The organism is Streptomyces sp. CoH27 (assembly GCF_020181035.1).
Lineage (GTDB): Bacteria > Actinomycetota > Actinomycetes > Streptomycetales > Streptomycetaceae > Streptomyces > Streptomyces camelliae.
Genome location: NZ_JAIQYY010000029.1, coordinates 85,744 through 87,244 on the forward strand (window position 1 = coordinate 85,744; position 1,501 = coordinate 87,244).

A 1,501-nucleotide genomic window follows, 5' to 3' on the forward strand; every position below is an offset into this window, starting at 1 on the left:
GGCCCCGCGTCGCGCCCCTCGGTGTGAGCGCGGACCGCGCTGTCAGCCGGCGTGCAGCGCGGTGCGCAGGGTGCCGGTGGCCAGCGTGATGGCCGCCTCGGCGGCGTGGGTCTCGCGCAGCGCGTTGAGCATCACGAAGTCGTGGATGATGCCCTGGAAGCGCACCGCGGTGACCGGGACGCCGGCCTCGCGCAGCTTGTTGGCGTAGGCCTCGCCCTCGTCGCGGAGCACGTCGGCCTCACCGGTGATCACCAGGGCCGGAGGCAGCCCGGTGAGCTGCTCGGTGGTGGCGCGCAGGGGGGAGGCGGTGATCTGGGCGCGTTCGGCCTCGTCGGTCGTGTACTGGTCCCAGAACCACTGCATGCCGTCGCGGCGAAGGAAGTAGCCGGTGGCGAACTGGTGGTAGGAGCCGGTGTCGAAGTTCGCGTCGGTCACCGGGTAGAACAGCACCTGCTGGACGAGCGGGAGGCCGCCGCGTTCCTTGGCCATCAGGGTCAGCGCAGCGGTCATGTTGCCGCCGACGGAGTCGCCGGCCACCGCCAGCCGGGCGCCGTCAAGGCCCTTGGAAGCGCCCTGCTCCACGACCCACCGCGCGACCGTGTAGTTCTGCTCGATGGCGACCGGGTAGCGGACTTCGGGGGACAGGTCGTACTCGGGGAACACCACGGCGGCGTTCGCGCCGACGGCGAGTTCGCGCACCAGGCGGTCGTGGGTGTGGGCGTTGCCGAACACCCAGCCCGCACCGTGGATGTAGAGGATCACCGGCAGGGTCCCCTCTGCGCCGGCCGGCTTGACGATGCGGGCCCGGACACTGCCCGTCGGACCGCCGGAGACCGTGATCCACTCCTCGTCGATCTGCGGCTTGGCGATCTCGCCGGACTGCACCTCGTCGACCGCCTTGCGGCCCTCCGCCGGGGGCAGGTCGAAGAGGTAGGGCGGGTTGGCCGTGGCCTCGGCGAACGCGGCTGCGGCCGGCTCCAGGACCGGCTGGCCCGGCACGAAGGCGTCGGACATGTGTATCTCCCCAGATTCATGTGGCGCGCCGGGCTCGCAGGCGCGGTGAGACGACTTTCGCATCAGACCCGGAGATCTGACGAGTCCTCGTTCGCCACGCTAGGCCGCTCAGGTGACGGCGATTGACCACGAGCGCACCGGAGTTTTCCTCAGAGCGCACGGACGGGCAGTGCACTGTCGGAACGCATCCAGTGCACTGCCGGGATAAACGGATGCTTTGGCTCGAAATAGCCTGGCGGGCAGCAGTCGAGAGGCGTCGGGTCCGAGCCTGTGCATCGCACGGTAACCCGCCCTGGAATGCGGATCGGTTCAGCTCGGGCGGAGTGATCGCGCATGCCCCGGTTCATTCCCGCCCGCGACTGTCACGCACATGGAAGTCGATGCGCTGCATTCGACGTCGTTCATCCCGCAGGAGGTTGTCGAAAGGTGTCCACGATGCCGGTCGGTGGGCTGGTTCCCCGCGCCACCGACAACGCTGCGGACCTGG

The 1,501-nt window shown here is 69.6% G+C and carries 1 protein-coding gene; it reads right to left on the reverse strand.

What is annotated here, in order from left to right:
• Nucleotides 1-42: 42 nt before the first annotated feature.
• On the reverse strand, nucleotides 43-1,014 hold the full coding sequence (locus LE548_RS36970) for an alpha/beta hydrolase (protein WP_225101416.1): 972 nt from the start codon (nucleotides 1,012-1,014) through the stop codon (nucleotides 43-45).
• Nucleotides 1,015-1,501 lie beyond the last annotated feature (487 nt).

Coding starts and splice junctions, on each gene's coding strand:
- LE548_RS36970 (WP_225101416.1), bottom strand. CDS start 1,014: ATGTCCGACGCCTTCGTGCCGGGCCAGCCGGTCCTGGAGCCGGCCGCA.